Annotated in this window: 19 protein-coding genes; 12 read left to right on the top strand and 7 right to left on the bottom strand. The window is 61.8% G+C overall.

Annotated elements, in window-relative coordinates:
• Window positions 1-40: 40 nt before the first annotated feature.
• The 8 genes from ISP19_RS07105 to ISP19_RS07070 all read left to right on the top strand — a co-directional run bounded on the left by ISP19_RS07105 (window position 41) and on the right by ISP19_RS07070 (window position 8,534).
• On the top strand, window positions 41-1,063 hold the full coding sequence (locus ISP19_RS07105; RefSeq protein ID WP_204680666.1) for a cupin-like domain-containing protein: 1,023 nt from the start codon (window positions 41-43) through the stop codon (window positions 1,061-1,063).
• A gap of 298 nt (window positions 1,064-1,361) precedes the next feature.
• A complete protein-coding gene (locus ISP19_RS07100) occupies window positions 1,362-2,360 on the top strand; it encodes an LLM class flavin-dependent oxidoreductase (RefSeq protein WP_204680665.1) in 999 nt (332 codons plus the stop codon).
• 36 nt (window positions 2,361-2,396) lie between these two features.
• Window positions 2,397-3,041: an HAD-IA family hydrolase gene (locus tag ISP19_RS07095; protein ID WP_204680664.1), complete on the top strand. Its 645-nt coding sequence runs from the start codon at window positions 2,397-2,399 to the stop codon at window positions 3,039-3,041.
• Window positions 3,042-3,190: 149 nt separating this feature from the next.
• On the top strand, window positions 3,191-3,682 hold the full coding sequence (locus ISP19_RS07090; protein WP_204680663.1) for a MarR family winged helix-turn-helix transcriptional regulator: 492 nt from the start codon (window positions 3,191-3,193) through the stop codon (window positions 3,680-3,682).
• A 13-nt stretch (window positions 3,683-3,695) separates the two neighbouring features.
• The gene (locus tag ISP19_RS07085) at window positions 3,696-5,819 is read left to right on the top strand and encodes an FUSC family protein (protein WP_204680662.1); all 2,124 of its coding nucleotides are present in this window, start codon (window positions 3,696-3,698) and stop codon (window positions 5,817-5,819) included.
• On the top strand, window positions 5,809-6,006 hold the full coding sequence (locus ISP19_RS07080; protein WP_204680661.1) for a DUF1656 domain-containing protein: 198 nt from the start codon (window positions 5,809-5,811) through the stop codon (window positions 6,004-6,006). Before ISP19_RS07085 ends, ISP19_RS07080 begins: the two co-directional genes overlap by 11 nt.
• 31 nt (window positions 6,007-6,037) lie before the next feature.
• Window positions 6,038-7,060 (top strand): HlyD family secretion protein, encoded by a 1,023-nt coding sequence (locus ISP19_RS07075; protein ID WP_204680660.1) that lies wholly within the window; start codon window positions 6,038-6,040, stop codon window positions 7,058-7,060.
• Between the two features lie 7 nt (window positions 7,061-7,067).
• Entirely contained in the window at window positions 7,068-8,534 is a 1,467-nt protein-coding gene (locus tag ISP19_RS07070) for an efflux transporter outer membrane subunit (protein ID WP_204680659.1), read from the top strand.
• 87 nt (window positions 8,535-8,621) lie between these two features.
• Here ISP19_RS07070 and ISP19_RS07065 read toward each other — a convergent pair whose 3' ends face one another.
• The 4 genes from ISP19_RS07065 to ISP19_RS07050 form a co-directional block, all read right to left on the bottom strand.
• Window positions 8,622-10,043 (bottom strand): hypothetical protein, encoded by a 1,422-nt coding sequence (locus ISP19_RS07065; protein WP_239556614.1) that lies wholly within the window; start codon window positions 10,041-10,043, stop codon window positions 8,622-8,624.
• A gap of 21 nt (window positions 10,044-10,064) precedes the next feature.
• On the bottom strand, window positions 10,065-10,646 hold the full coding sequence (locus ISP19_RS07060; RefSeq protein ID WP_204680658.1) for an acetate uptake transporter: 582 nt from the start codon (window positions 10,644-10,646) through the stop codon (window positions 10,065-10,067).
• Window positions 10,647-11,161: 515 nt separating this feature from the next.
• Complete coding sequence (locus ISP19_RS07055) at window positions 11,162-11,614, bottom strand: cupin domain-containing protein (RefSeq protein WP_204680657.1); 453 nt, start codon at window positions 11,612-11,614, stop codon at window positions 11,162-11,164.
• Between the two features lie 76 nt (window positions 11,615-11,690).
• A complete protein-coding gene (locus ISP19_RS07050) occupies window positions 11,691-12,737 on the bottom strand; it encodes an aldo/keto reductase (protein ID WP_204680656.1) in 1,047 nt (348 codons plus the stop codon).
• A gap of 114 nt (window positions 12,738-12,851) precedes the next feature.
• Here ISP19_RS07050 and ISP19_RS07045 point away from each other — a divergent pair, with 114 nt between their 5' ends.
• Window positions 12,852-13,757 (top strand): LysR substrate-binding domain-containing protein, encoded by a 906-nt coding sequence (locus tag ISP19_RS07045; protein WP_204680655.1) that lies wholly within the window; start codon window positions 12,852-12,854, stop codon window positions 13,755-13,757.
• 5 nt (window positions 13,758-13,762) lie between these two features.
• Here ISP19_RS07045 and ISP19_RS07040 read toward each other — a convergent pair whose 3' ends face one another.
• The 3 genes from ISP19_RS07040 to ISP19_RS07030 form a co-directional block, all read right to left on the bottom strand.
• On the bottom strand, window positions 13,763-16,540 hold the full coding sequence (locus ISP19_RS07040) for a glycoside hydrolase family 31 protein (RefSeq protein ID WP_204680654.1): 2,778 nt from the start codon (window positions 16,538-16,540) through the stop codon (window positions 13,763-13,765).
• Window positions 16,541-16,678: 138 nt separating this feature from the next.
• Window positions 16,679-17,299 (bottom strand): nucleotidyltransferase family protein, encoded by a 621-nt coding sequence (locus ISP19_RS07035; protein WP_204680653.1) that lies wholly within the window; start codon window positions 17,297-17,299, stop codon window positions 16,679-16,681.
• Entirely contained in the window at window positions 17,299-18,390 is a 1,092-nt protein-coding gene (locus ISP19_RS07030; protein ID WP_204680652.1) for an XdhC family protein, read from the bottom strand. The genes ISP19_RS07035 and ISP19_RS07030 overlap by 1 nt, the downstream gene beginning before the upstream one ends.
• Window positions 18,391-18,627: 237 nt before the next feature.
• On the opposite strand from ISP19_RS07030, the gene ISP19_RS07025 reads away from it, so the two are divergent.
• Genes ISP19_RS07025 through ISP19_RS07015 form a run of 3 tightly spaced genes read left to right on the top strand, consistent with a single transcriptional unit; the run spans window position 18,628 to window position 22,705 of the window.
• Window positions 18,628-19,131: a (2Fe-2S)-binding protein gene (locus ISP19_RS07025; protein WP_204680651.1), complete on the top strand. Its 504-nt coding sequence runs from the start codon at window positions 18,628-18,630 to the stop codon at window positions 19,129-19,131.
• On the top strand, window positions 19,128-21,401 hold the full coding sequence (locus tag ISP19_RS07020; RefSeq protein WP_204680650.1) for a xanthine dehydrogenase family protein molybdopterin-binding subunit: 2,274 nt from the start codon (window positions 19,128-19,130) through the stop codon (window positions 21,399-21,401). The genes ISP19_RS07025 and ISP19_RS07020 overlap by 4 nt, the downstream gene beginning before the upstream one ends.
• Entirely contained in the window at window positions 21,398-22,705 is a 1,308-nt protein-coding gene (locus ISP19_RS07015) for a c-type cytochrome (RefSeq protein WP_204680649.1), read from the top strand. Before ISP19_RS07020 ends, ISP19_RS07015 begins: the two co-directional genes overlap by 4 nt.
• The last annotated feature ends 97 nt before the right edge of the window (window positions 22,706-22,802 follow it).

Raw genomic sequence — 22,802 nt, 5'->3', positions numbered from 1 at the left:
CGGCCCCTGAAGGGGCCAGGCAAGGTTGCGAGGGGATGTCATGGCGCATGTCGAGTTGAGGCCGGTTGTCCACGTCGATAACGAGTGGCGCCGCTGGATTGCGGAAAACCTGTTGCTGGATGGGCCGCCGCAAAGCATCTACGAACAGATGCTGCGCGCCGGCATCCCGCATGAAGAAGCCGTGCACGAGCTGCAACAGGCCATGGCCAGCCCGTACATCGCGGGCGCGCAACGACTGCGCAATCGCCTGGCCAAGCACGACTGGGTGCTCGAGACACAGCGCCATATGAATCGTCTGCGCGACGTCGAGGTGCCGCGGCGCCACCAGTTGTCGCGCGAAGAATTTCTCAATGCCTATTACACCGCCGGACGCCCGGTGATCATCACCGGCATGATGGAAGACTGGCCGGCGCTGACGAAGTGGGGACTCGATTACTTCAAGGACCGCTGCGGCGATCGTGAAGTGGAAATCCAGTTCGGCCGCGATGCGGATGCCCAGTACGAATTGCGCAAGACGGCACATCGCAAGACGATGCTGTTTGGCGATTACGTCGAGCTGGTGCGTAGCGCCGATCGCAGCAACGACTTCTATATGACGGCCTACAACGAAGGGCAGAATCGCCAGGCCCTCGATCTGTTGTGGCAGGACATCGTGCAGATTCCCGAGTATCTGAGCAGCATCGGCTCAAGCCAGGGATTCCTGTGGTTCGGTCCGTCTGGCACGATCACGCCGTTCCATCACGATCTCACCAACAATTTCATGGCGCAGGTGATGGGACGCAAGCGCGTGCTGCTCATGCCCGCCTGTGAGATCGCGCATGTCTACAACCACGAGCATTGCTTTACTCATGTCGATGCGCGGCAGATTGACCTGCAACGTTATCCGCAGATGCGTGACGTGCAGGTGCTTTCCTGCACGCTGAATCCCGGCGAAGTGCTGTTTTTGCCGGTGGGCTGCTGGCATTTCGTGGAAGGGTTGGAAATCTCCGCCACGGTGACGTTCACCAATTTCCTGTGGGATAACGACTTTACGGCCGAGTACCCGCCGCAGACCGCGTTCTGAGGTTTTGCAGCAGCGTAAAATCCCACTCCGCTGTACATGCACCCTCTCCCTTCGGGGCACGCGGGGAGAGCACATGGATGTGCTCGGCTCTGAGGAGCGAGGAGAGGGCTGGGGTAAGGGGCTGCGCTTGCCACGATGATCATGGTTACCGCGCGTTCGCTCCGATGCTCTGGTGCACGAGATTCACTTCCGCACAGGACTGCTTCTCACCCTCGTCCTTCTTTCACGAGAAGCAAAAGTCACACTGGCATTGCACCAAGCCGTCCCCAGATAGGGAGCTTCCTTCCGAGGCCCCTCCATGATTCCCTTTTCCGTACTCGATCTCGCGCCCGTCACCGAAGGCAGCACACCAACCCAGGCTTTCGCCAACATGCTCGACCTGGCGCGCTGGACCGAGCAGCTTGGCTATACGCGTTACTGGCTGGCCGAGCACCACAACATGCCCGGCATCGCCAGCGCAGCGACGGCCGTGCTGATCGGACATGTGGCGGGCGGAACCTCGCGGATCCGGGTAGGGGCGGGCGGCATCATGTTGCCTAACCATGCACCGCTGCAGGTGGCCGAGCAGTTCGGCACACTCGCGTCGCTATACCCGGGACGTATCGACCTTGGCCTGGGGCGTGCGCCGGGCACGGATCAACCGACTGCGCGCGCCTTGCGCCGCTACCACGACGGCGCGGAAACCTTTCCCCGAGACGTGCGGGAGCTGCTGGCGCTGTTCGAGCCCGCCGTGCCCGGACAGGCGGTGCGTGCGGTGCCCGGTGCAGGCGTGGAGGTGCCGGTATGGTTGCTCGGTTCCAGTCTGTTCAGTGCGCAGCTTTCCGCCGCGCTCGGTTTGCCGTTCGCCTTCGCCTCGCATTTCGCACCGGATGCGATGGACGAGGCCCTGCTGCTGTACCGCCGTGACTTCAAGCCGTCGGCCCGCTTGAGCAAGCCCCATGCCGTGCTCGGCGTGAACGTGGTGGCGGCCGAAAGCGATCAGGAGGCCAGGCGTCTGTTTACCACCCAACAGCAGAGCTTCATCAACTTGCGGCGCGGCCGCCCGGGATTGATCCCGCCGCCGATCGACAATATCGAAAGTTATGCAGCGCCTGCCGAGCGATATAGCGTGGACCACGCGCTCGCCTGTGCGGTGGTGGGTAGTGCAGACACGGTGCGCGAAGGGCTGGCCGCATTTATCGAACGGCATCGTCCGGACGAGCTGATGCTGACCGCCAACATATTCGATCACGCCAAGCGCAAGCGTTCGTTCGAACTGGCGATGCAGGCGTGCGAGTCGTTCGTCGTCAAGGCTTGAGCTTCGCCGGCGCGATTCATCACAATGCACGGCAAGATGAAACTTGCCATTTTCGATTTCGATGGGACGTTGGCCGACACGTATCCGGTCTTTGCTGATTCGGTCAACGTGCTGGCGGTCAGGCATGGCTTTCGATGCGTGACGCAGGAGCAGCAGGGCAGGCTGCGCGGCATGAGTGTTGCCGAGATCATGCGTGAGCTTGAGCTGCCGTTATGGAAAGTACCTGCGGTACTTGCCGATTTTCGAAAGGTAATGCATCAGCGGATCGATGAAATACGGCCGTTTTCGGACATGATCGACGTCTTGGGCCAGATGCTGCAGGCCGGCATCCGGCTAGCTCTCGCCACCTCAAACTCCACTGCAAACGTCAAGGCGGTACTGGGCGAAGCGCTGGTCAGCCGTTTCGTGGCGCTGGAATGCGATTCGACCGTGTTCGGCAAGGCGCATCGCCTGCGCCGGATCTTGAAGGTGACGCGGACTGACGAAGCCGAAGCGATCTATATCGGCGACGAGATCAGGGACGCCGAAGCGGCCGCCAAGGCGGGCGTCACGTTTGGCGCCGTGGCGTGGGGATATACCCATCTGGACGCACTGCTGAAGATGAATCCCGGTCAGGTATTTCGGTCGCCCGGGGACATGCTTCGCCTGGGGCGTACCACGCACCATCGCGTTACACCGTAAACAAGCGCCGGTCGAGGCAACCTCGAGGCTGGCTCTCCCGCTGCTGTCTGATGCTACAGCCAGAATTCGTAATGCAACATATTTACAAATAAATATTACACTTATATATTATCTATAACTGTAATATCTTGGTTCCGCAGGGGCGTTCCATGCGCGATTTTGCATCCACTGAGCAGCGCCTGGCAGTGACCTGCCGCCGTTATCCGGATTTCCCGCGGCGCCCGGCTACGCTGGTAAGACTGGTGAAACATATCCATAAGTTGGTGCACGACGAGGCCAACACCATGCTCAAGCCGTATGGCATCAATCATCCGGAGTACAACTTGATGATGATGTTGTACGGTACGGCCAGCGGTACGATGTCGCCGTCGGAATTGGCGGATGCAGCGGGCGAAAAGTCAGCCAACATCACCCGGTTGACCAATGAGTTGTGTGACAAAGGGTTGATCGCCCGTTCGGCCAGCGCTGACGACCGACGCAAAGTCGAACTTAGTCTGACGGCGCAGGGACTGGCCTTGATCGATAGCTTTCTTCCGGACATTTGCGTCATGCTGTTAAGGCAGACGCGTCACCTGACGGTTTCCGAGCAAGCTCAGTTCGAAAAGTTGTTGAAGAAGCTCCTGAGCGGATTGGCTGATTGAGGAACGCAGCGTCATGTCCGTAACCGAGGCCAATGCCGCCACACCCAGCCTGCGCGAGGTCTTCAAGACGGCCTTGCGCCAGGAAAGCGCGACCTTGCTGTTCGTGCTGAAGACGCTGCTAGCCCTTTACATCACTTGCTGGCTGGCAATGCGCCTGGCCTTGTCGCAACCGTCCACCGCCATGCTGACCACGGTCATCGTCGCCAACCGGCAGACCGGCCTGGTGCTGGCCAAGAGCTTCTATCGCGCCATCGGCACCGTGGTCGGAGCGCTTGGCGCGTTGCTGATTGTCGCGCTGTTCCCGCTGGAGCGCGTGCTGTTTCTGGCGGCGTTGTCGGTGTGGATCGGTCTGTGCGCCGGCGGCGCTACGCTGTATCGCAACTTCAAGGCGTACGCGTTCGTGCTGGCCGGCTATACGGCGGCGCTCGTGGCCATTCCGGTGGTTGATCATCCGCTGGGCGCATTTGATTCGGCGGTGGCGCGCATGAGCGAGGTGTTGCTTGGGGTGGGCGTCTCCGGTGCGGTGCACGATCTGGTTTTCCCCAGCCGCATCCGCGACAGCATGCGCCAGTTGTCCCGGGCGCAGTTCGCCAATTTTATCGAATTCGTGCAACGGGCCATGTCCGGCAAGGTGGCTCGCGCGGACATGGAAAACGCGCACCTGCGTTTCGTACGCGATGCGGTGACCCTGGAAGACCTGCGCAGTTCGGTGATTTTCGAAGATCCTGAAGCGCGGGCGCGCAGCGGCCACCTGATGCTGCTCAATCAGCAGTTCATGGCGGCCTCAACCACCCTGCAATCGCTGCACCACTTGATCAATCGCTTGAAGCGCAGAGCCCACCATGAGCCGGCCGATGCCCTGATCGAGCTTTACGCGCCGATCAGCAAGGCGTTGGATGCGCCGATCGAAGCCGGCGCCGCGGCGCGCGTGCTGTTGCCGAGGTTGCAAAATGCGCGCAAAGCGATGGATCTGCATAGGCCCGCGCTGCGCGCTGTTCTGCGCTCGGATGACGATCAGCTCGATTTCGATACCGGCGTTACCCTGGCGGAGCAATTCGTCGGCGAGTTGTACGACTATGTCGACACGGCGTCCGCGTTGCAGGCGCCCAGGCTTGCCGGTCCTGCCGAGCGGGTGCATTTCGAACGAAGTAACGATTTTGCCGGCGCAGGCCTCGCGCTGGTGCGCACCACGCTGGCGATCGGCGCACTGAGCTTGTTCTGGATCGGATCGGCGTGGCCTGACGGGCCATTGGCCCTGATCCTTGCGACCGTCTTCGCGGGCCTGTTGGCTTCGGCACCCAATCCATCCCGGGCGGTGAGCCAGGTCTTTGTCGGTTTTCTGATAGGCACCGTGGCGGCTTTTGTCAGCCTGTTCTTCGTGCTCAACCAGATGGATGGCTTTCTGTTATTTATAGCCGGTACCGCGCCGTTCTTGATTGTCGGCTTGGTGATCATGGCAAGTCCGACGCATACCCAAGTCGGTGTCGGTTATTGCATAGCCTTTATCTTCCTCCAGGCGATCAAGAATCAGACCGACTTCAATATCCTGAGTTTCGCCAATGACACGGTTGCCCAACTGGTCGGCGTGGCTGCCGCAGGTGTTGCCTTTGTCTTCGTTCCCACCGGCTTCGGTACGATCTGGTTCATTCGGCGTCAGCTCGATCGGCTGCGCCGGCAGGTAAGTTTTGCGGCTACCGCACCGTTGGCCGGCTTGCGCAGTCGCTTCGAGAGCGTGAATCACGATCTGTTCGGGCAGATCGTGGCGCAGACCCAACGTGGCAGCCAGGCTTCACGTACGCTGGTGGCGTGGACGCTGTCGGTGCACGAAATGGGGCGCACGCTGATCGAACTGCGCAATGACATGGCAAGCCGTCCACCGCCCGGCGACGTGCATGGCGCCATCAACCGCGCGATCGATGCGGTGGCCCGGCTATATGAGCAGCCGGGCACGATCACCTACGAACATGCCGTGCATGCACTGGCTGCGGCAACCGTCTTGACCAGCCGGGATGAATCCTTGCGCACGTTGCTGGATGACCTGCACCTGCTGCGCCTGGCGCTGGTGGACGACCAATCCGTGCTTGCAGAATTCATGCGATCCAAGCAACTCAGCCAAGGAGAGAACCATGCCGCGTGAAATAGCCGTCGGGGGCATTCTGTTTCCGGGACTGCTGGTGTGGTTCGTGCTTTCGCTGGCACTGCTGCTGGTGTTCGACTGGCTGGTCGGGCGCTTCGGGCTGTACCGCTTTGTCTGGCATCCGGCACTGTTCCGGCTTGCGTTCTTCGTCTGCATCTTCGGCAGCCTTGCGCTGCTGCTTTATTGATCCGGCGACGGCTATTTCGACTTAGACCCTTATGAAAATTGCCCAATACATCCGTTTCGCCATCACCGCCTTCGTCGTGTTGCTTGCTGTGCTGATCGGTGCGGCACTCTGGCGGCACTACATGTATTCGCCATGGACCCGCGACGGCCACGTGCGCGCCAATGTCGTGCGCATCGCGCCGGACGTGTCCGGCCTGGTCACTGCGGTCAACGTGCTCGACAACCAGACCGTCAAGAAAGGCGATGTCCTGTTTGTGATCGACCGCGAGCGCTACACGGATGCGGAGGAGCAGGCGAAAGCCAATTTTGCCGCCGCGCAGGCCGCCGTGCAGGCGGCCACCGCCAATATCGATGCCGCCAAGGCCAGCCTGGCGCAGAGCAAGGCGAACTTTGACATGTACGCCGCACAGGCCAAACGCCGCCAGGATCTCAAGGACGTGGTATCCAGCGAAGACCGCACCAACGCCGTCGCGACGGCTGATGCGGCACGCGCCGCAGTGAGCAAGGCGCAGGCCAGCCTGGAACAGGCCACCGCTGCCAAAGAGCAGGCCTTGGCAGCCGTGAAGCAGGCGCAAGCGGCGCTGTCCACGGCCACACTCAATCTGCAACGCACCGAAGTGCGCGCAACAGTCGACGGCTATGTCACCAACCTGCTGGTGCGCGTGGGCGATTACGCCACCGCGGGCTCGACGCGGCTGGCGCTGATCGACCGTCATTCGTTCTGGGTAGACGGCTATTTCGAGGAAACCAAGCTGCCGCATGTCCACATCGGCGATAAGGCGGACATCCGCCTGATGGCCGGCGGTGTCGTCCTGCACGGCACGGTGGAAGGCATTGCGCGTGGCATCGCTGATGCGGTGGATCCCTCCACCTCCGATCTGCTTGCCAACATCAATCCCACCTTCAACTGGGTGCGGCTTGCCCAGCGCGTGCCGGTACGTGTGCGCATCGATGCAGATCACCTGCCGAAAGGCACCGTGCTGGTCGCAGGACAGACCGCAACCTTGATCCTGCATCCGGACGACCACGCCGATAACGGCGGGACGGCACAGTGAGCCTGCCATGCGTTCTCAGCTGATCAACTCCAAACGTTTTCCGATCGCGGCGACCGTGCTGGCGCTGAGCCTGGCGCTGGCTGGTTGCGTCACGTCGCGCGGCTTGCACACGACCGGCAAGACGATCGATGTGAACAGCCTCACGAGCAGGCAAAGCCTTGCTGGCGTGACGCTCAGCCCGACGGCCTGGCCGGCGCAGGATTGGTGGGTCGGCTTTGGCGATCCACAGCTCACTACGCTGATCGACGAAGCGCTCAAGAACAACCCCACGCTGGACGAGGCCGAAGCGCGCGCGCGTCAGGCGCAGGCAGTGGCAGCCGGTATCGATGCGGCCCGCATGCCGCAGGGCGAACTGAACGCAAACGCCCTCGGTTCACGCATATCCGAAAAGGATCCGCTGTATCCCGCTTATGACCTGGGCTTCTTTGCCTGGGCCAAGTCGGTAACGGCCGGTTTCTCCTGGGATCTGGATATATGGGGCGGCAAGCGTGACGCCTGGGAAGCCGCGCTGGGCCGCAGCCGCGCCGTGGAGATTGAAGCCCGTGCCGCACGTATCCAGTTATCGGTGAACGTGGCGCGTGCCTATGTGAGCCTCGGCTACGCCTTTGCCGAGCAAGAGGTGGCCGAGCGCGAACTGCAACGCGCCAACAAGGCTCTGGAATTGACGCGCCGCCTGTTGGAAGGCGGCCTCGGCACGCCGCAGCAGGAGTTTCTGGCCGATTCGCAGGCAGCGAGCGCCGAGCAGCAGAAAGTGCAGGCGGATCGCGCCATCGATGCCGCACGCAGTGCCTTGTCCGTGTTACTGGGCGAAGGCCCCGATCGCGGCTTGAGCATCACCCGCCCGCATTTGTTGAACGCCGACCGGCTTGCGTTGCCCGAGAACATGCAGGTCGACCTGATCGGACGCCGCACCGATCTGGTGGCTGCGCGTTGGCTGGTCGAGGCGGCGTCCAAAGACATCAAGGCAGCGCGGACCGAGTTTCTGCCCGACGTCAACCTGTCGGCGATGGCCGGTTTTGTAGCCGTGGGCGGCAGCGTCAACGTACTGCAGCTGCCGGCGCGCACGTATGCCATCGAACCCGCGTTGAGCCTGCCGATTTTCGATGGCGGCCGTTTGCGCGCCAACCTGGCCGGCGCCAATGCCACCTATGACGAAGCCGTCGCCCGCTACAACGGCTTGCTGATCCACGCCGTGAATGAAGTATCCGATATCGTGTCCGCGCTCAATTCGGTACGTGCACAGATCGCGCTGGAGAAACGTGCCCAGCAAGACGCCGCCAAGAGCTACGACGATGCTCTGTCCGAGTACAAGGGCGGTATCAGCGGACAACTCACGCCGGTGGTCACACGTCAGCAACTGCTGCTGACCGAGCAACGGCTGGCCGCACTGGAAAGCCAGCAGGCGGATCTGTCCGTACGTTTGATCGACGCGCTAGGTGGTGGCTACGATACTCAGGACGTGGCCAAACGCTGATTCACGGTGCGCCTGGGTAAACAGGCCCCAGGTTTCCTCTCCCCAGTGAGGAGAGGAAACCGGTGTCAGTGAAGTTGGAGCTCACGCTCAGAAGGTGTACATCGCGCTCAGGTTCACCTGGTTGCCGCTGGTCGACAGGCGCGTGTGGCCATTGGTCGTGGTATCGAGCAGGGCGTGGATGGCTTCCAGCGCAAAGGCATAGCTACCGACCGTATACCGCACGCTGGCGGATACCTGACGGTCCTTCAACAAGCCGGTAGAGCCGTTGTTCAGCCATTCGATCACTTGGTGGCTATCGGGCTCGGCCACGGTATAGGTCGTGTATGCGCTCCAATGCGGCGTGAACTTGTATCCGCCTTCCAGGTAACCACCCTTGTCCCTGATATCGCCGAATTGCGACAAGTCGCCAAAGATCTGGCCAATACCCTGGCCGTCGTAGATCGCGCTCTTGAACACCCATGGGCCCGGCGTCCAGCGACCGCCAAGCTCGATGGCCGTGCTGGAGAACTGACGCCTGATCGGCGTCGGTTCGGTATCGCCTACACCGGCCAGATTGATCTGGCTCCAATGCCCGGCGAGGAACGCCATCCATTCATTTTCCTGTAGCACATGCAGTTTGGCTTCGATCTGCGGACGGAAACCGGCGTTACCCGCGCTCACGTAGTTGATCGGACTGCCAGGCCCGTCCCATGTTCCTTCGAACGCGCCAAGATCAAATTCCCATTGCGGACCGCCCGTGGGCTTGTTGAGCAGTTGCGAGTAGATGATGCCCGGGAAGCGCCAGCCGATAATGCCGGTGCCGTAGCCGAGCGGGAAGGCTAGATGGCTAATCGAATCGGGCAGGTTGTCCAGCGGGAAGATCAGATCCCACATCTGGCCGATCTTGATCGTGCTGCCCGTTACCGGGTTCTCCATCACCATATAGGCTTGGCGCAGCCGCGGCAGCGGCTGCTCCACCGAATAACCGCCGGTGCCGTTGTTGCCGCCGAAGAAGTCCATTTCCAGATGGGCGCCACCGGTCCAGTTACCGGCGATCTTCGCGCCGGTCAGATCGAACATGAAACGTGTGTTGCGGACATCGACGCCGCTGAGGTCGCCGGGCGTTCCTGGTATCGGAAATTCGGCGTTCTGGCCGTTGCCATACGTAAAGCTCCTGGTCTGGCTGAACGCGGTGGCATCGATAAAGCCGTGGAAGGCTACCTGCAGGCCCGGTGCCGTCGTAAAGGTCGGCGTGGTGGCGGCGGGAGCCGCGGCAGCGATATGCGCCTGGGCCTGTTGCGTCTGCTGAATCTGCGTCTGCTGTTGCGTCTGCTGACTTTGCAGCTGGTTCAGCGCAGTGTGCAGCTGTTGCAAATCCTGCTGTTGCTGGTTGAGTTGAGCCTGTTGCTTTTCGACCAGCGCTTTCAGTGCCTGGATTTGGGCATCCCGGCTATCGGTTTGTGCAAACGTCGGTGCGGATACGGTCAGGCCCAAGGCCATCAGGGCCATAAACAAGGCATGTCGCTTCATGATGTTCTCCCTTGTTATGCATTAACGGGCAGCAGTTGGCGCACCAATCGGTAGAACCACCCGTTGGTGCGCTTCATTGATGATCTCGGCCGCGGACAGATAGAACGCGAAGGCGGCGGTGAGCAGGCCCACGTAGCCGCCTGCCACGTGCAGTACGCTCATGCCGGTCCACTCACCGGCGGCAAGCAGGAAGAAAGTGATCGACAAGGCGAGAAAAACCATTTGCAACACGCGCGCGGCGGCGAGGCTGCCGATCCACATGTAGAACGTGAAGACACCCCACATAAACAGGTACCAGCCCACGAAGGCGCCTGGCACCTTGTCGTGCAAAAACAACACGAATAGCGCGAACGACCACCAGAACGCGCCATAACTCAAAAAGGCGGTCGCTCCGAAAGTATTGTTGCGCGGTAACTCCATGATGCCGGCGATCATCTGCGCCGTGCCGCCATAAGCGAGGGCGACGGCGAGCACGAGGTTCATGCTGTCAGCGGTAAACCAGCCGGCGTTGATCATGCTCAACAGCCACGTCGTCAACGCGAAGCCAGCCAGGCCGAGCGGCGCCGGATTCGAGAAGCGCGTGGATGATTGTTCGTTGCTCATTGCAGGAACCTCCCCAGAGATAGATGAAATGCTTGCTCCGCGTGGTCTGCAGCTATGGCTCCCTGTTTTTCAAATGCCGGTACGCCGTTCTCTCCCCACGCGCGTGCCGGAACGTTGTCTATGCCAACAACAAAAGCCGACCTGACTCGTCAGGCCGTCAGTCAAGTGAGGTGTTCAATCGCATGGACACCTCTGATGAGCGGGTGTCAGGTTGGTGGAGATAGGATGAGCGCGCACAAACAAAGGCCGACGCAACGCGCCGGCAGTTGTGCTGTCGTCATAAGGGCTCGCACCAATCTCAACATGGGCTCCTCCCTTCGGATGTCCAAAAAAAGCAAAGCTTTTTTGATCCGTGTGCGCGGGCAATCCTGTTGCAAAGCAGCAAGCATATTGCCCGGCGATGCGCTGACTTTACCGAATTGCGGCAGAAAATATAGGTCTTATCGCGACAGAATTGTGCGTTGCGTGCCTTTTATGTAAAAAACCGGAGGTATTGGGGGCCGATCAGAGCATCCCTAGTACTCCGGCTTTTCGCCCTTCACCGGCACGGATGTTGGCTCACCCGGTGTTCCCGCATAGGTAATGATCAATACCGTCGGCTGATCGCCGCTGATGCCGCGATGCACATCGTTCACCGATTCGGTAAACGCCTGGCCGGTGTGGAAGGTTTGCTTCTTGCCGGTGGCCCGGTCTTCGATCGTCAGCTGGCCGGACAACACGTACCCTGCGTTGGGCATGGGATGGATGTGCCACGGCAAGGCGGTGCGCGCGGGAAGGGTCATTTTCAGCACCGTCAGCTGCGGCCTGCCGTTGGGATACGCGGTGTAGGCCTTGCCATTCCAGGAACTATCGCTTTTGACCAGTATGTCGGCGTGGGCGGAGGAAACCGTTTGCGCATGCACCGGCATCGCAAGCGGAACGAGAAGAACGAGCAGTGCAGAAAAGCTGCGTTTGCGTGCCGTGGGCATAAGCGTGACTCCTTGAAGCAAGACCAAGTAGACGATGGCTCCTGCCCCACGCGGAGTGGGGCAGGGAGCATGCGCATCAGGCTTGCGGCAAAGCGGGGCCGCTGCCCGCGCGCGTGGCGGTGATGGCTTCGGCAATCTCGTGCATATCGTCTTGCGACAGTTCGAGATCTGCCGCCGCCAACCAACCATCGACTTGTTCGGGGCTGCGTGCGCCGACAATCGCGCCGGTGATACCTGGCCACGCCAGCGTCCAGGCCACTGCCACCGCGGCGACGGATACGTCATGGCGTTCGGCAACGGGCCGCAGCGCATCCGCCAGCTTGAGATTGGCAACCAGCTTGTTGCCGGTGAATTCTGCATTGCGCGAACGCCAGTCATCCTTGGGCAGTGCCTGGGCGCGCTCGACGTTGAAGCGGCCGCTCAACAAACCCGCCTGCATCGGGCTATAGACGATCACGCCAGTCTGATGCTGGTGGCACCACGGCAGTTCTGCCGCGCCCACGCCGCGACGGATCAGCGAGAACGGCGGTTGCAAGGTATCGACATGGCCCAGGCTTTCGGCGAGCTCGAGCTGGGCGGCGTCGTGGTTGGAAAGGCCGACCGCGCGCACTTTGCCTTCTTGCTTCAGATCCAGCAGCGTCTGCCAATAGGCTTCCAGCAGCGTGCCATCCTCGGCCGGCCAGTGCATTTGATACAGATCGATGCGCTCCACATTCAACCGCCGAAGCGATGCTTCCACTTCGTGCCGGATACTCGCGGGGGCGCCAACCTGGCGCGGTGCGGCGTGGCGATCGGTTTCATCCCACACCAGGCCGCATTTGGTGAACACGTAGGGTCGTTGGCTGTGCGGAATGCCGGCCAAGGCGCGGCGCACGATTTCCTCGGAATGACCAAGGCCGTAGATCGCGGCCGTATCGACCCAGTTGATGCCGCGCGCGATCGCGTGGCGAATCGCGGCGATGGATTCGTTGTCGTCCTGCGCGCCCCAGCCGACGGCCCAGTCCCCACCGCCGATGGCCCAGGCGCCGAAGCCGACGCGGGTGATGTGCATGTCAGTGAGGCCAAACCGGCGCGTGGGGAGCGGGGTGCTTGGCGCAGTAATGGTGGAGGGATGAGCAGCCATGGCATTTGTCTCGGGGGGAGGGGTACGGCGAAGGTAGTCCCCACCAGCTGATCGTTCAAATGGAATATTTTGATACAATTAATCTATTAAATGAATGAAATGTGAGAGTGCACCATGGAGCTTCGACAGCTGCAACATTTTGTCGCGCTCGCTGAAGAGCAGCATTTCACGCGCGCAGCGCGCCGGGTCAACATCGTGCAATCGGCGCTGTCCACCTCGATCCGCCAGCTCGAAACCGAGCTGGATGCGCAACTGGTCGTGCGCAACACACGCCAGGTGCGCCTGACCACGGTCGGCAAAATTTTTCTCCACAAAGCCAGGGCGGCGCTGGAGGCGGTCAACGATGCGCGCGAAGCGGTGGCGGCCATCCAGGGCTTGAAGCGCGGCACGCTGAGCATCGGCACGGTGCAAAGCCTTCCTGCGTTCCTCGATCTGCCGTCACTGATCGAGCAGTTTCATGCGCAGCATCCGGATATCGAAGTGCGCTTATGCCAGGGCAGTGCCTCGCCCTTGCTGGAGAAAGTGCGCAGCGGAAAGCTGGATCTGGCATTTCTTCCCTTGACCTCCGAACCCCCTGCGGACGTACAGACCACCATGATTGCGTGCGAAGCGCTGGTCCTGGTTTGTGCGCCGGATCATCCCCTGGCAGGCCGTACCGATGTGCCATTGAGCGCACTGCGCGATCAGCCTTTTGTCGATTACGAACAGGATTGGGGCACGCGCAAACTCATCGACCGCGGCTTTCTGGAGGCCGGCATTGACCGGCACATCGCATTCGAAGTCAGTGACATGGACACGTTGCTCGAACTCGTGCGCCGCGGATTGGGCGTCGCATTGCTGCCGGAAGCGGGAGCGCGGACACGGCTGCCGGCGATCGGCATCGCGGAACTGGCGGGGCCGGAGCTGTGCTGGGAACTGGTCGTGGCTTATGTGGGTGATCATGGCGAGGAGCCGAAGCCGGTGGATCATGCTCCTCGCGCTTTCTTCGAGCTGCTGCGCAATGCCAATAGCATGCTCTGACCAGGTTATCGCCAGGTCACGCTTACACCATCACGAATGCTTTGCTTCGGCAGCGTCACCGTGGCCACGGCATCCTTGTCGTCCCAGCTCCATTGCGTCACCGGCTGGCCGTTCGCGCTGACCGATTGCGGCTTGCCGAGTGCGTGGATCTCAATCACGTAGCTGCGCGCAGCCGGCTGATGCTTGTACGTGCCCTTGGTGGCCGCGACCGTCAGCACATGCGAGCCATCCGGCCTGGTTTCGTAGTTCATCGGCGTCACCGCATAGCTGCCTTTTTCATAGTCGAGCGAAAGGCCGTCGTCCTCGTACAGGTCGAAATGTCCCTTGCCGCCGCCGTAGACATTGAGGATCAGCGTATCGAGCGGTTTCGCGTCGGAGTAATCGCTCGGCTCCTGCTCGGGGATGATCGAGCCTTCCCGTACGAATACCGGAGTCTGGTCGACGTCGTAGTGCGCGGTAAAGGAACGCCCGCCGTCGTAGTGCTTGCCGCTGAAGAAATCCACCCACGCTCCGGGTGGCAGGTACACCATGCGATTGCCGCTGGCCTCGAGCACCGGCGCAACCAGCATCTCATCGCCAAAGAAATATTCGTGGGAATGCTGGTAGGCCTCTGCCAGCTCAGGATATTGCAGGTATAGCGGCTGCAGCAGCGGCACTGACTGCGTGTGCGCCAGCCAGGTGTAGGTGTAGATGTAGGGAATCAGCTGCGTGCGCAAGATGAAGTACTTGCGCATCAGGGCGATGCCCTGGTTGCCGTAAACCCATGGCATGCGCACGTTGCCTTCGCGCGGATTGGCGTGCGCGCTATGCATGCGCAGGATCGGACTGAACGCGCCGAACTCGATCCAGCGCGCGTACAGATCGAAATCGATCTTTGCGCCATGGAAGCCTGCGATGTCGTGGCTGATGTACGGCACCAGCACATTGCCACCGCGCGCGGTGAATGCCACTTCGTAGGCGAGCACCGGCCATTCCGAATACGTATCGCCGGTAAAGAAACCCGGATAGCGTTCGCTGCCCCAATCGCCGTAGCGGCCAAGGATAAAGGCGCGCTGGCCGGTGAGCTGCTGGCTGAAATCGTAGAAGACCTTGTTGGTCCAGAACTGCGGATTGAGCCCCGGCATGTTCGTCGCGCCGCCACCGCCATCCACCCACCAGGTACTCACACCGGCCTGCATCAGCGGACCGTGCAGGTCATGCATAAAGATGTCGGCCTGCTGCTTGTCGGCCAGGTCGAAATAGATCCGTTCCGGCGGCTTCACGTTGCGGATTGCCACCGGCCCGCGCAAGATGCCGCCGCCTTGTTCGCCAGGCACCACGCGCAGGGCAATCTCGTTGCGCTGACCGGCGTGCACATAGGGCTTGATGTCGGCATAGGTGAGGCGTTGCGGCCACGGCACATGGGTGTGGTCAACCTCCTTGCCATTGACGAACAGCCGATACGTCTGACCGACCTCACCGAAGTACAGATACAGCGTATCGGGCAGCGTTGCCGGCAAGGACACCGCAGTGCGATACCAGCCTACACCCGAATAATCCGGGTAACCCTGCTTCTGCCACGACTGATCGGTATGGATCGGCTTCCAGGCATGGTCGTCATAGCCGGCAGCGAACCATTGCTCACGCACACCCTGGTCCCGTGGATCGGTGGCAAATCTCCACTGCGCCGAAAGATCCAGATCGAACGACGGCTTCGGCGGCAGTGGCCGGCCGAGCGCTTTCAACACCTCCGGTGCATGGCTGTCGTCGTAGGAAAGGATTTCCTCCTGCGTGCCGGCATAACCAGGGTGATCATTGAGGCTGAGCTTGATGCCACGTTCGTGCAACCACGCCAGGAACTGCGTGGGCTGCGGAATCAACGGGCTCCAGTCATAGCCGCCTTGCCAGCCATAGTTATGCCAGGCGAAGTCCAGCACCAGCGTGTCGAAGGGAATATGGTTCTCGCGCAGACGCGACAGTTCGTCTTCGAGGTATTGCTGGTTGTAGTGCTCGAATTGCGGATCGTGCGCATCGGCGGTGTTCGGGAAGTATTCGAAGTTGAAATCGGTGACCCAGTTGCCGAGCACGTAGCGCGGAATCATCGGGATGCCACCGCACAGTTGCGCGTATTCCTGCAACACGTGCTGGTAATCGTGATCGTAAGTGAACAGATACCAGTCCTGCCCATAAGGTTTGTCGCGCGGCGTGATCCATTGCATCTTCGCGTCCCACAGCGGCGTCTGGCTGTCGTCGATGAAGGCGTAGCCGCTGCGGCTGAGCAGTCCGGGCTGGGCCGGCTGCAAGGGAATCTCGATGCCGGGAATGATGTCGTTCACCGGGCTTTCCAGATCCTGCTTGCCCTTGGGCAGATTCGTCCCGCTGACGTGATCGAGCGAGTAGGTGAGTCCGCCCAGGTTCTGCGTGTCGACCTGACCCGGATGCCAGGTATGTGGCGCGTTGCCTTGGCGAGTCCACGTCACCTGCAGGTTATCCGCGGTGAAGGGGCCGGAATTCAATCGGTAGCGCAAGGTCATGTCGGCGGTGTGCACCACCAGCCAGCCGTTTGCCCTGGAGGATGGGGCATTCACCGCCGGCCAGTCGCGCTTCAGCACCACAGCCGAGGGTACGTCGGCGAAACGCCCGCTTGACGCATATTCCATTCGCACCAGCGATGGCGTCAGAAACTCGAAGCGCGCATCGCCGGCGATGACGATGCTGGTGCTCTGCGTTTGTGCATACGAGGCAAGTGGGGCCGAAACGAATCCGACGAGCGCGAACAGCAAGATGCTGCGGAATACTTTCATGCGGATCTCTTGCCGGTTGCGGAAAGACCTCGCACTTATACTCGCCGAAGGGCGTCAAAAGAACCCCTCGAAAGGCACAGGACATTTCGGCACGATGAGACGATCTGTCGGGAAACGGTAGCTCACGACGGCCGTACTTTATGTTGATCGTTTGGCGAGCAGTGCCTGTAATCGTTGAAGGTCTCGCGGGGTGTCGACGTCCATGCCGTCGTCCATGGCGAGCGTGTCGATGCGCGAGGATTCCCGCTCAAGCACCGAACGCGCGCCGCGTGCCCCGGACAGTGCGCTCAACGCGTCGAGGCAGTCACGCGGAAACAGGGTAGGCGGTCCCTGGATGTCACCGTGTTGCGTAACAAGAATGCGATCGGGAGCAGCCCGGTGCCGCTGGAGCATGCGTGCGATGGACGCGTTGCCTAGCATGGGCTGATCGGCCAGGCAGATCAGCATCGATGAAGCCTGTGGAAAGGAACGAACCACTTCGCGTGTGCCGGCGGCGAGCGAGCTTCCCATGCCCGATGCCCAATCGTCGCAGCGGACCATGCGCAACGGCAGATCGTGCAGTACCGCTTCCACCTGCTCGGCGTAAGCGCCGGTCACGACGATAACGGGCAGCTCCGTTTCCAACAGGTTGCGGGCGACACGCCGCACCATCGGCTCGCCGGCGATATCGGCCAATTGTTTCGCACCACCAAAACGGCTGCCTTCGCCAGCGGCCAGCAGCAGGATCACGGGCAATGATGGGGGGCGCGGCGTCATCATCAGTGGATCGCGCCACCGTTATTGCGCAGAGAGCCGCCATTGCGATGGTTGATCACCGCCATGATTTCCGCGGCAATGGCCAGGGCAATTTCCTCCGGTGTTTCAGAACCGATGTCCAGTCCCGCCGGCGCGTGCAGATGCAAGCCGGCCAGCGAAGGCGTGTCACGCATGCGCGCGACCCGATCGCGTGAGCCCAAGGCGCCGATATAGGCCATCGGGATATCTTTCAGCGCCTGCAGATAAGCCACGTCCTGTTCCAGGTTGTGCGTCATCACCACCACGGAACTATGCATATCCAATGACAAGGCTGCCGGCAGATTCGCAGGTTCCGCGCACACCGTATGCAGTCCCGCGGGCAGGTCGGTGGCGCGCAAGCGGGCAGGGTCGCTGTCGACCAGCGTCGTCTGCCAGCCCAGGGCGTTGGCTAACGGCAGTAGCGCACGCGCAGCGGCGCTACTGCCGATCACGAACAGTGCATGCGGCGGTGAGATGGCTTCGATCAGTACGTCGGCGTTGCCGCGCACGGAAGGCAGGCTTAGCGTCGTGGCGTGCCGTGCATTGGCGGAAGGCGCCTGCGCGGCGATGGTCTGGCTGAGGGCGTTGTCATGGATGGAGTCATGCAGGATGTCATGCTCATCCCATAACAGCCTGCCAGGCATGACGGCCGTGTCATCGATGGCGAACAAGGTGGCCAGTCGAATGCTCCGCCGGTCGTCGAGGCAGCGTGACAGAGTATCGATGAAGTCGGTGTCGTGCGTGGTGAGCAAAGGCTCAATCAATACTTCCAGTTCGCCGCCGCAGCCCATCTCGATCAGCACGTCCAGTGCGGATTCCGCGTTATAGCGAGCCAGCTTTGGGCTCCCGCTGGCGATGACTTCCAGCGCACGGGCCACGATATCGCGCTGCGGGCAGCCACCGGACAGCTCGCATACGACCTGCCCATCACCGAGTACCAGCATGCGCGTGCCGGGACGGCGAAACGTCGAGCCGCGCGTGCGCGTCAGGGTGGCCAGGGCCGCCTTGGGCGATCCATCGCGATGCAAGTTGCGCAAAGCGGCGATCAGGGTATTTAGCTCGTGGGCCGAATTCATGTACGGCTGTCGCGCTCCTTCCAGTCTTCGCCCGGTTCGCGCCGGCATGACGGGAAAATATCAAAACCTGACCGGCCTGCACGTATCGCCATGGTGTTGGCTATATATCGCTGAATGCCAGAATGATCCATTGCAGCGCAAACACCGGCAACAGGCGCTTGCAGTTGGGGCCGACGTACACATTTTTTAACGGATGTTCTGCTGAGATAGCCATCTTGGCACGGTGCGGAGATAGCCATGCTGTCCTTGTCCGTCAACGGTCAGTCGCATTCGGTTGATGTCCCGGACGACATGCCGCTGCTGTGGGTGCTGCGCGATGTCATCGGCCTTACCGGCACCAAGTTCGGTTGCGGCATTGCCCAATGCGGCGCGTGCACCGTCCATCTGGATGGCCAGCCGGTACGCTCGTGCGTGCTCCCGGTCGGGGCCATCGGCAATCGCGCGGTCACCACCATCGAGGCCATCGGCAATACGCCCAGTGGCCAGAAGATCCAACAAGCCTGGCTTGATGTCGACGTGGTGCAGTGCGGTTACTGCCAATCCGGCCAGATCATGTCGGCGGCGGCCTTGTTGCAGCGCACGCCCAATCCCAGCGATGCGGATATCGATGCGGCCATGTCCGGCAATATCTGCCGTTGCGGTACGTATGTGCGTATCCGCGCTGCCATCAAGCAGGCCGCCACCGGCAAGCAGGAGATCCTGCAGACCCTGGTCAGCGCGCCGGAGGGAACCGCGCCATGAAACCGGTTACCGAAGGCCCGCAGAACACGCAAGAGGGTGTTGATCTCGGTCGGCGGCATGCCTTGCAAGCCGGTGGCCTGGCGATCGCCTTTCTATGGCTGGGCGGCGTGGGCCCGGTCTCGGCGATGATCAATGCGCGCCGGCAGCCGGGCGATGCGGCCGCGGCGCTGGCGGACGGCAATCCGCCGTTTGCACCCAATGCGTTTATCCGCATCGATACCACCGGCAAGGTGCGCCTGGTCATGCCGAGCGCGGAAATGGGGCAGTCCATCTACACCGGTTGCAGCATGCTGCTTTCCGAAGAGCTGGGCGTGGGACTGGATCAGATCACCGTCGAGCACTCCCCGGCCAGCGACGAGCTGTACGGCATTCCCTTGCTGGGCGGACAGATCACCGGCGGCTCCACCAGCACCCGCGGCACCTGGCAGGTGTTGCGCGAAGCCGGCGCGGTAGCGCGCACGATGCTGGTGAGTGCGGCAGCGACGCGATGGCAGGTGGATCCGGCCAGCTGCACGGTGGAGCGGGGTGTCGTGCATCACGCAGCGTCGGGACGCAGCCTCGGTTTTGGCGAACTGGCGGTGGCGGCGGGCAAGCTGCCGATGCCGGACAAGGTGCAGCTGACCGATCCCAAGGACTTCAAGCTGATCGGCAAACCCATGCGCCGGGTCGACGCGCCCGACAAGATCAACGGCACAACCCAGTTCGGCATCGACGTGCGCATGCCCGGCATGAAAATCGCTACCGTGATGGCGTGTCCCACCTTCGGCGGCAAGCTTGCTGCAGTGGACGACAAGGCCGCGCGCGCCTTGCCTGGTGTGGTCGACGTGTTGCGCCTGGATAACGCGGTAGCGGTCGTCGGCGAACATTTCTGGGCCGCGAAGCAAGGCTTGCAGGCGCTGAACATCAGCTGGGACCGGGGCGAAAACGCCACTCTCACCACGCCACAGCTACGTGCAGGGCTGGCCGAGAGCGCACGCCATGGCAAAGGCATCGCGGCGCGCGATGACGGCGACCAACCGCAAGGCACGCTCGTCCAATCGGAATACCAATCGCCGATGCTGGCGCACGCGACGATGGAGCCGCTTAACGCCACCGTCCATGTCACGGCCGATCAGTGCGATGTCTGGACCGGCACGCAGGTGCCCGCGCGCGCGGCGAATGAAGCGGCCCGGATCACCGGCCTGCCCGTCGACAAAGTCGTGGTGCACAACCAATACCTGGGCGGCGGCTTTGGACGGCGCCTGGAAACGGACTGGGTGGAGCAGGCCGTAGCCTTCGCCAAGCAGGTGCCTTATCCGCTGAAAGTGGTGTGGACCCGCGAAGAAGATATTCGTCACGACCGCATGCGGCCGATGTACCACGACCTGGTTTCCGCGGTGCTCGATGCGGATGGCAAGCCCATCTGGTACGGCTATCGCACCAGCGGCAGTTCCGTGCTGGCGCGCTTCGCACCCGGTGCGATGGGCAAGGACGGCATGGATAGCGATGCCGTCGAATGCGTCGCCGAGATTCCGTACGACATTCCCAAAGGCAAAGTGGAGTGGATTCGTCATGACATGCCTACCGGCCTGGTGACTGGCTGGTGGCGTGGCGTCGGACCCACGCACAACTTGTTCGTGTTCGAAAGCTTCATGGACGAACTGGCCCATCATGCCGGCAAGGATCCGCTCGACTATCGTCGCGCCTTGCTGCAAAAGAGCCCGCGCGCCCTGGGCGTGCTGAATCTGGCTGCGGAAAAGATCGGCTGGGGCGGACAGCCGTTGCCGGCGCGGGTCGGGCGCGGCATTGCGCTGGGCGAACCGTTTGGCAGCCACGTCTGCGCCATCGTGGAAGCTGAGGTCACGCCACAAGGTGAAGTGCGCCTGCGCCGTGCCGTCGTGGCGATCGATTGCGGCGTGGCGGTCAACACCAGTTCCATCGAAGCGCAAATCCAGGGCGGCATCATCTTCGGACTCAGCGCGGCGATGTACAGCGGCCTTACCGTCAAGGAGGGCGCTATCGAGCAGGGCAACTTCAACGACTATCGCAATCTGCGCATCAACGAAGCGCCGATGGTCGAAGTGCACCGCGTGATCAACGCCGAGCCACCGGGTGGCCTGGGTGAAGTCGGCACGGCGATCGCCGCGCCCGCGCTGGCCAACGCCATCTTCGCCGCAACCGGCGTGCGCCTGTACAAGCTGCCGGTGGATCGCGGCCTGCTGGTGCAGAGCCCGGATGCGCTCAAGTCGGTCACCGTGGAGAGGGCGAACGAGGGGAGGGCGATGGCATGAAACGCTTGCTTGTCATCGTGATCATCGTAGTGCTGCTCGGCGTCGGTGCGTATGTCTATTTGAACCGCGCCGACACGTCCGACGGCACCGCTCCTGCCCTTGCTGGCGCGCCTGCTTCGGCCGAAGTGCTGGCTCGTGGTGAATACCTCACCAAGGCGGCCGACTGCACGGCTTGCCACACCGTGCCCGGTTCCCATAAACCTTTTGCCGGCGGCGTCGCGTTCAAGCTGCCGTTCGGCACGATCTATTCGTCCAATATCACGGCAGACGAGGCCAACGGCATCGGCAGCTGGAGCGATGATGATTTTGTCCGCGCGCTGCGCCAGGGCGTACGCAAGGATGGCCAGCATCTTTATCCGGCCTTTCCCTATACCTCGTACACGCAGCTGAGCCGCAGCGATGCGCTGGCGATCAAGGCGTATCTTTTCAGCCTGCCAAAGATTTCGCAGCCAAATAAAACAAATGATCTGAGCTTTCCCTACAACCAGCGTTGGGCGATGGGTTTCTGGAACGCGGCCTTCTTCAAGAGCGAGCGCTTCCAGCCCGATCCGGCGCAATCGCCGCAATGGAACAGCGGCAAATACGTGGCCATTGCACTGGAGCACTGCGGCGAGTGCCACACGCCGCGCAACCTCGGTTTTGGACTTGAACACGGCAATGCGCTTGCCGGCGAGGAGCTGCAGGGCTGGCGCGCCTACAACATCACCTCGGACAAGGTGCACGGCATCGGCGCGTGGAGCGATAGCGACCTCATCAGTTACCTGGCCACCGGTCATGCCGATGGGCGTGGCACGGCTGCCGGCCCGATGGCGGAGGCCGTCGAAAACAGTCTGCGTTTTCTCAATCCTTCCGACACGGCGGCGCTGGTGACGTATTTACGCAGCGTGCCCGCGCGCGCAGGCAAAGATCCCATCACCATCGATGCGCAGGCCGCGCCGGCGCTGGCTTCCAACAACGCCGCCCCGGGCGGCGACAGCGTCGACACCAATCATGCCGGTTTGAAGCTTTTCGAAGGCGCTTGCGCAAGCTGTCATCAATGGAACGGCAAAGGCCAGCAGACGCCGTATGCCTCATTGCTCGGCACGCGTGGCGTCAACGATGTGCGCGGTACCAATGTCACGCAAATTCTCTTGCATGGATCGAATCTTCACGCCGAAGGGCCGAGCATTTTCATGCCGGAATTCGGCGATGCGTATTCCAATACCGAAATCGCCGCGCTCGCCAACTACGTCATTGCCCACTTCGGCAACAAGCAAGGCACCGTCACGCCGGACGATGTGGCCGCACGGCGCAAGCAGTTCTAGCGCATGCGAAGGGCCGCTTCCTCCCCTGCGAGCAGGGGAGGGCTGCAATGGGATGAAGTCGCCGCCACAAAGTCCCGCTCATCGCCGCCAGCGCGCC

The sequence above is a fragment of the Dyella flava genome, from assembly GCF_016904955.1.
Taxonomy (GTDB): Bacteria; Pseudomonadota; Gammaproteobacteria; order Xanthomonadales; family Rhodanobacteraceae; genus Dyella_B; species Dyella_B flava.
Note: the sequence above shows the minus strand (reverse complement) of the source record. Positions and strands in the feature narration are given on the sequence as shown.